Annotated in this window: 6 protein-coding genes and 2 pseudogenes; all 8 read right to left on the bottom strand. The window is 70.5% G+C overall.

Annotation, left to right across the window (positions count from 1 at the left end; genetic code table 11):
- Window positions 1–252 (bottom strand): annotated as a pseudogene (locus AC27IO_RS18705) (hypothetical protein); the annotation flags it as partial.
- On the bottom strand, window positions 239–517 hold the full coding sequence (locus AC27IO_RS18700; protein ID WP_498740132.1) for a PepSY domain-containing protein: 279 nt from the start codon (window positions 515–517) through the stop codon (window positions 239–241). The pseudogene AC27IO_RS18705 and the gene AC27IO_RS18700, both read right to left, overlap by 14 nt.
- A 60-nt stretch (window positions 518–577) precedes the next feature.
- Window positions 578–1,261: a Fe2+-dependent dioxygenase gene (locus AC27IO_RS18695; protein ID WP_498740130.1), complete on the bottom strand. Its 684-nt coding sequence runs from the start codon at window positions 1,259–1,261 to the stop codon at window positions 578–580.
- Window positions 1,255–2,415, bottom strand: a complete 1,161-nt coding sequence (locus tag AC27IO_RS18690) for an alpha-hydroxy acid oxidase (protein ID WP_498740129.1) — start codon at window positions 2,413–2,415, stop codon at window positions 1,255–1,257. The genes AC27IO_RS18695 and AC27IO_RS18690 overlap by 7 nt, the downstream gene beginning before the upstream one ends.
- A gap of 71 nt (window positions 2,416–2,486) precedes the next feature.
- Window positions 2,487–4,808 carry a TonB-dependent receptor gene (locus AC27IO_RS18685; protein WP_498740127.1) on the bottom strand — a complete coding sequence of 774 codons (2,322 nt, stop codon included), beginning with the start codon at window positions 4,806–4,808 and terminating at the stop codon, window positions 2,487–2,489.
- 212 nt (window positions 4,809–5,020) lie between these two features.
- Window positions 5,021–5,962 carry an MBL fold metallo-hydrolase gene (locus tag AC27IO_RS18680; protein ID WP_498740125.1) on the bottom strand — a complete coding sequence of 314 codons (942 nt, stop codon included), beginning with the start codon at window positions 5,960–5,962 and terminating at the stop codon, window positions 5,021–5,023.
- 35 nt (window positions 5,963–5,997) lie between these two features.
- Window positions 5,998–6,387 (bottom strand): D-ribose pyranase, encoded by a 390-nt coding sequence (gene rbsD, locus AC27IO_RS18675; protein ID WP_284404829.1) that lies wholly within the window; start codon window positions 6,385–6,387, stop codon window positions 5,998–6,000.
- Window positions 6,384–6,528, bottom strand: a pseudogene (locus AC27IO_RS18670) (ribokinase); the annotation flags it as partial. The gene rbsD and the pseudogene AC27IO_RS18670, both read right to left, overlap by 4 nt.

Raw genomic sequence — 6,528 nt, 5'->3', positions numbered from 1 at the left:
CGTAGGCCCCAGGTGGCGGCCCGGCCCGCGCACGAACTGCGCGAAGCGCGCGTGGTGCCGGCCCGCGAAGCCCCAGGCCACGCGTGCGCAGGCGATGGCCAGGGCGGCGTAGCCCAGGTTCTCGTGCAGGGGCCCCAGCCGGTGGCGGGTGATCCAGGCCGCGGCGACCGAGGCCACCAGCGACCAGTGCAGGAGCCGCACCGCCACGTCCCACACGGGAACGGGCGGGTGGGGCGGGTTACTTTTCTTCAACGCGTTCCAGCGTCTTGGGGTCGAAGAACGCTTCCACGCGCTTGCCCTGCGGGTCCTTGCCGTACACCTCGTAGCAGGTGGGGGTCTTTTCCATGCGGCGCACGGTCCAACCTTCCTTGACCAGCTTTTCCTGCAGCTCGGTGTGGGGGCGCCATTCCGAAGCGGGATGGGCGGGGCACTGCACGTCGCCGTGCGCCCAGGCGCCGCCGGCGGCCACGGTCAGGGCCAGGGCGATGGCGGCACGGTGAAAGGGGGTGGAATTCATGGGGGACTCCTGCAAAGAAAGGGAATGGGTGGACGGAACGGTTTCGGACAGCGCAGCGTGTCAGGTCTGCGCCCAGCGGCGCAGGAGATTGTGGTACACGCCCGTGAGCTGCAGCAGCCGCGGGTCGGCGGCGTCCAGCGAGGGGGTCAGGCGCTGGATGGTCTGGTCCAGATCGAAGAGCAGCGTGCGGTCGCCCTCGTCCTGCACCAGGCTTTCGATCCAGAAGAACGAGGCGATGCGCGCGCCGCGCGTGACGGGCGTCACGCGGTGCAGGCTGCTGGAAGGGTAGAGCACCAGGTCGCCGGCTTCGAGCTTGACGCTCTGCACGCCGAACGGGCCTTCGATCTCCAGCTCCCCGCCGTCGTATTCGTGCGGATCGGCGAGGAACAGCGTGGCCGACACGTCGGTGCGCATCGACTGCGGCGTGCCGGGCCACTGCATGACGGCGCTGTCCACGTGCGCGCCATAGGTGCCGCCGTCGGCGTAGCGGTTGAACTTCGGCGGGTGGATCCTGCGCGGCAGGGCGGCCGCGATGAAGGTGGGGTGGCGGCCCAGCACCCGCAGCAGGTGCAGGCCCAGTTCCACCGCCACCTCGCTGGCGTCGTCGAGCTGTTCGTTGCGCTTGACTGACCGCGCCAGCGTGCCGGCGGTGGCGCTGCCGCTGCGCCAGTCGGCGCCATCCAGGCGCTGGCGGAAGTGGCGGATTTCGTCCGGGTCCAGAACGTGTTCGAGGGTGATCAGCATGGCGTTTCTTCGGACAAGGAGGGAAAGGCCGGCGGCTGGGCCACGAGCGCGCCCGGGCCGATGTCGGCCAGCGTGGCGCAGCCGGCCAGCGCCATGCAGGCCTGCAGCTCTTCGATCAGCAGGCGCAGCAGGTGGGCCACGCCCAGCGCGCCGGCCACCGCCAGCGCATAGACCTGCAGCCGGCCGATCAGCACGGCATCGGCGCCGAGCGCCAGCGCCTTGAACACGTCGGTGCCGCTCCGGATGCCGCCATCGAACAGCACGGGCCAGCCGGGGCCCACCGCCGCTCGCACGGCGGGCAGCATCTGCAGGCTGGCGGGGGCGCCGTCCAGCCCGCGCCCACCGTGGTTGGAGACGACGATGCCCGCCACGCCCCGGGCCTGCAAGGCGGTGGCGTCTTCGGGGTGCAGCACGCCCTTGATCCAGACGGGCAGGTGCGTCTGCGCCATCAGCCAGTCCAGGTCGGCCCAGGTGGGCGCGAAGTGCATGGCATGAAAGACCCGGCCCTGGCCCGGCTGCGGGGCGGGCGGCTCCACCGGCGCCTGGCCGCGCAGGTTCTCGGCCACGCAGGTCGGCGGCATGCGAAAGCCCGCCGCCAGTGCCTGGCGGCCGGCGGTCTGCAGGGCCGCGTCCAGCGTGACGACGATCGCGCGGTAGCCGGCCGCCTCGGCGCGGCGAACCAGCTGCAGCGTGTCCTCCCGCCGTGGCTGGAAGTACAGCTGGAACCAGCGCGCCGGGCCGCTGGCCTGCGCGATCGATTCGAGCGTGCGGGACGACAGGGTGCTGGCGACCAGGCAGGTGCCGGTGGCCTCGGCCGCGCGCGCGGTGGCGATCTCGCCGTGCGGATGTGCCAGGGCCTGGAACGCCACCGGTGCGAGGGCCAGCGGGTGCTCCCAGGCCTCGCCGCCCACCACCGCCCGCACATGGCCGTGGCGCACGTCGCGCAGCAGCCGGGGCAGCACGGCACAGCCGTCGAAGGCGCGCCGGTTGGCCTGCGCCGACACGCCCAGGCCGCTGCCGCCCGCCACGTAGGCATGGTGCGCGGCATCCATGTGCTTGGGCGCGAGCAGGGCGTAGTCGAGCGCGCCGTGCACGCCGGGCGGAATGCGGTCCGGCGGCGGAGGCGGTGCGGTGAAGGGAAGGGCTGGGGTCATCGTTGAAAGCGGCAATGCCGGGCAGAGCCCGGCATTGGATCAGACCCGGGGCGCCGTTGCCAGCGCGCCGATCAGAACTCGTAGTCGAGCGTGACGCGCACCGCACGCCCGTCGCCCTTGTACAGGAACGAGCCCGAGCGGTACACCGCCGTGTAGTAGTCCTTGTCGCCGGCGTTGAGCACGTTGACGCGGATGTCGGCGTGCTTGTTCAGGCGGTACGAGGCGAACAGGTCGTACACGGTGAACGAGGGCACGGGCTGCGCGCAGGTGCCGTTGGTGTAGCTCGCGCCGGTGTCGGGCTGGCCGCCGCAGCGGTCGCTTTCGTGCCGCGCCGTGGCGCCCACGGACAGCGCGGGGGTCAGCTGGTACTTGCCCTGCACCGAGAACGAGCGGTCGGCGAAGTTCGACAGCGGCAGGCCCACGTTGGCCGCCGTGGCCGACTTGAGCACCTTGGACTTCATGAACGCCACCCCGGCCTGCACCGTGAACTGGGAGGTCACGTTGCCCACCAGGCCGAATTCGACGCCGCGCACGCGGTTCTTGCCGGTGTTGAAGGTGCCCAGCGAGTCGTAGTTGGCGCCCTCCATCACGTCGGACTTGGTGGTCTGGAACGCCGCGGCCGTGAACAGCAGCTTGTTGTCCAGCAGGTTCCACTTGGTGCCGATTTCCAGATTGCGCGAGGTCTCGGGCTTGGCGCCGGCGGCGCTGCCGTTATAGACCACCAAGCCGCCGTAGCCGCTGCTGGTGCCGGTGTCGGATTCGCCGCCGTTGATGTCCTGGGCCGAGCCGTAGCTGGCGTAAACGATGCCCATGGGGTTGATCTTGTACGACACGCCCAGGTGGCCGTTGAGCAGGGTGTCGGTGTAGCTGTAGTTGCCCGTCTGCGCGGCCGTGGTGGCGTTGCGCGTGACGAGGCTGAAGTCGGTGTAGTCGGCGCGCACGCCGCCGAACACCGTCCATTGGTCGGTCAGGTCCACCGTGTCCATGGCGCTGAGCGCGAAGCTCTTGACCTGCCAGTCGTTGGCCCAGGGCGTCTGGGCGATCTGCCGGCCCATGATGGAGTTCAGGCCCGGCGTGACGGCGCCCGAGGGGCCCGAGAGGCAATAGGCCGTGTTGGCGCCCGTGCCCGCCTGCGTGCGGCAGTTGAATGCGCCGGTGTTGGTGACGGCGTAGTTGCCGCGCGTCACCTGGTGGTCCGTGTATTCGAGGCCGAAGATGAGTTCGTTCTTCTTGCCGGCGATCTCGGTGTCCCAGCGCAGGTTGGTCTGGTGCGCGAAGTACTTCACTTCCTGCCAGCCGTTGTGCGTGCTCAGCGAGGCGCTGGTGAACGGCGTGCCGTTGCTGTAGCGCGTGCCGCCCGAGGCGCCCGTGACCACGTAGCCGTTGTCGGACGTGCCGTAGCGCGTCAGGCTGGTGAGGGTCTTGTCGGGCGCGATGCGCCACTTGACGCGCGCCGTCAGTGCGTCCACGTCGGAGTTCAGGAAGTCCTGGCTCTGCGCGTACACGGGCACGCCGGTGGCGGGCACGCGGTTGGGCACCGTGCCGAGCAGGTAGCTGCCCAGGTCGGGGTACTTGTCCCTGGCGCGCAGGCCGTAGTAGTCCAGCGTGACCGACAGGTTGGCATTGGCTTCCCACAGGCCCGACAGCGCCAGGCCCTCGCGGCGGCGCTTGGACGGGTCGCGGTCCGGCACGCCTTCGGTGCTGTACAGCGCGTTGGCGCGCAACGCGAACTGGTCCGAGAAGCCCTTGTTGGCATCCAGCGTGGCGCGGCGGTAGCCGTCGCTGCCCGCGCCCACGGAGATGCGCGAGAAGTCGTAGTCCAGCGTGGCCTGCTTGGTGATGGCGTTGATCGCGCCACCGGCCGAGCCGCGGCCGGCAAAGGTCGAGTTCGGGCCCTTGGTGATTTCGAGCTGCTCGATGGCGAAGCTCTCGCGCGTCGTCATGCCGGGGTCGCGCAGGCCGTCCACGAACACGTCGCTGCGGGCTTCCTGGCCGCGGATGATGTAGCGGTCGCCGAAGGCGTTGCCGTTCTCGCCCGTGCCCAGGGTGATGCCGGGCTGGGCCGCGAGGATCTGCTTGAGGTCGGTGAAGCCGGAGTCGTCGATCGCGGCCTTGGTCACCACCGAGATGGTCTGGGGCGTTTCCGCCAGGGGCCGCGTGTGGCGCACGTCGGCCGAGGTCTTGGCCTTGTAGGGCGCGCCCACTTCAGCATTGGGGTTGGGATCGATGGCCTGGTCCTGCACCGTCACGGTCGGCAGGACGGTGGCGTCCTGCGGCGGTGCGGTCTGGGCCATGGCGGCCCAGGGCAGCAGCACGGCGGTGGAGAGGCTGGCGGCAACGCCCTCGGCCAGGCGGAGGCTGCGGGGTTTCTTGACGGGGTTGGAATGTTTCATTTTGTTGTCAAAACCAAAAACAGCCGCGATTATTGATACGAATCACTCTCGTTAAGGTGTTGTCTGACAGGGGCGTGGAGTGGAATCTGACAATTTGTAAGATTTCCGCCACAAATTGCGCACGGGAGGTGCGCCGGGCGAGGGGTGGGAGGTGCAAGCGGCCCCGGCACGGGCGTGCCGCGCCAGCAAGGCCGGGGGCCGCGGCCTCTGTCCTACCGGTTGTGAATCTGCGTGCCCTGGAGGGCGGCCGCGCCCGAGCGCACGAGGTCCTGCACCGTGCCCTCCATCCAGGCCTGCAGCGGCTGGTCGGCGAAGTAGCGCGCGTGCAGCAGCGCGAAGTAGGGCGTCGCGGCGGCCCAGGCCCAGAGCCGCTGCGCCTCGGCCTGCTGCCACTCCAGCAGCTTGTACTTGACGAGCACCTTGGCGGCGTAGCGCGCGTGCTTTTCGGGTGCCTGCACGAAGCCGTCCAGCCGCCGCCGGGCGGTGTCCAGCGCCGGGGCAAAGCCGGTGAAGACGCGGCCATGCCCGGGAACGAGGGTGTGCGGCGCCAGCGACTCGATCAGGTCGAGCGTGGCCGCCACGTCGGCGAAGGCGCTGTCGCCCTCCAGTTCGGGAAAGACCACGCCGAAGCCGTTCTCCCACAGCGCGTCGGCCGAGATCAGCACGGCGTCGACCGGCTCGAACAGCACGATCGAATGCGGGTCGTGCCCGGGGGCCGCATGCACCTGCCAGGCCCGGTCGCCGAGCATCACTTCGGTGCCCGGCTGCAGCACGCCGTCCATGCGAAACGGCGGGCAGTCCTGGCCCGTGGGCGTGTAGCTCAGGGCGTTGGCGTCCCACTGGCGCACATGGGCCGCCTGGCCCGGGGGGATGAAGGTGCCGAGGGCGGGCCAGGCCGCCTGCAGCGCGGCGTTGCCGCCGCAGTGGTCGCTGTGCAGGTGGGTGTTGAACACGCGGTCCAGCGCGCGGCCCTGCAGTGCACCCTGCAGCAGCGCGACGGTCTGCGCGGCATGGGTGCAGTAGCCGGTGTCCACCACCGCCGTGTGCCCGGCGCCGATGAACACGATGTTGTTGGCCGACAGCCAGCCGCGCTCCAGCACGGTCATGCCGGGGGGCAGGGGCGCGGGGCCGGAGGGCGTCGAAAGGGGGGGCATGGCGGTGGCTTTCATGGCGCGCCGCCCCGGGCCGTCTAGAACGTCACGCCGGCGATGAGTATGACATTCGCATAGGGCGTGCATTCGCCGGTTCGCACCATCACCCGCGCCTGCTGGCACAGCCGTTTGAATTCCTCGTGCGGCACGGTCTCGGGCGCCACGGGCAGCAGGCACCAGTCCGGCAACTGGCCTTCGGCGCGTTCGACGGCTTCGGTGGCGACGATGGCGCGTTCCACCTGCAGTTCGGAGAGGACGGCGCACAGCACCTCGTCCACGGCGGGGATGCCGGCCGTGACGGCCAGGTCGATGCGGCGTGGCCCGGGGGGAATGGGCAGGCCCGCGTCCCCGATGACCAGCATGTCGCCGTGGCCCATGCAGGCGATGGCATGCGAGAGTTCGGCGTGCAGCAAAGCGCGGCGTTTCATAGCAATCTCCAGTCGGGTGGGCGGGGGCTGGCGGCGACGGCGTCGCGCGTGGGGATGGAGGGCTGGGCGCCGGGCCGGGTCACGCACAGCGCTGCGGCACGGATGCCGCCCTGCACGGCGGGGTCGAGCGCCTCGCCCCGT

The sequence above is a fragment of the Acidovorax sp. KNOB132 genome (genome assembly GCF_057541515.1).
This window is presented reverse-complemented; position numbering and strand designations above follow the sequence as displayed.